We start from the raw sequence: 455 nt of genomic DNA on the forward strand, positions 1-455 counted from the left end.
TCATCCAGCAACGGAATGCGCCCCTCCTCCAGCTTGGGAAACCGGCTCTCTTCCACAGCATTCAGCGCGGCCATCTCCCACAAATGGCTCGATTGGTCATGCGCCTCCGCCTTCTTTGGCTGATCGGCAAGCAACATTTCGATCACCATCTTGCGCGCGCCCTCCGCACGCGCCGATGCGGTCGTGACAACCATCCCTTCCGCTGGTTCGCGAATACAAGAGGCCGCCAGCGTGCGTTCTCCTTCGATCTCTACCATACATGCGCGGCAATTCCCGTCCGGGCGATACCCCGGCGCGGGCTTGTGGCACAAATGCGGGATCACAAGGCCACGTCCATGTGCCACTTCCCAGATCGTCATGCCGCGCTCGGCCTCAACTTCCTGCCCGTCCAACATGAATGTGACTGTTTCGCCCATCGCAACGCACTCCCTGATCTCCAACCAGACTATAAAGTC

At 59.8% G+C, this 455-nt stretch carries 1 protein-coding gene; it reads right to left on the minus strand.

Features of this window, described 5'->3' with window-relative positions:
- The coding region (locus tag G0Q06_RS14240) for a 2Fe-2S iron-sulfur cluster-binding protein (RefSeq protein ID WP_163967443.1) at positions 1-416 on the minus strand (416 nt) is incomplete at its 3' end.
- Between the last annotated feature and the right edge of the window lie 39 nt (positions 417-455).

Source organism: Oceanipulchritudo coccoides (genome assembly GCF_010500615.1).
Classification (GTDB): domain Bacteria; phylum Verrucomicrobiota; class Verrucomicrobiia; order Opitutales; family Oceanipulchritudinaceae; genus Oceanipulchritudo; species Oceanipulchritudo coccoides.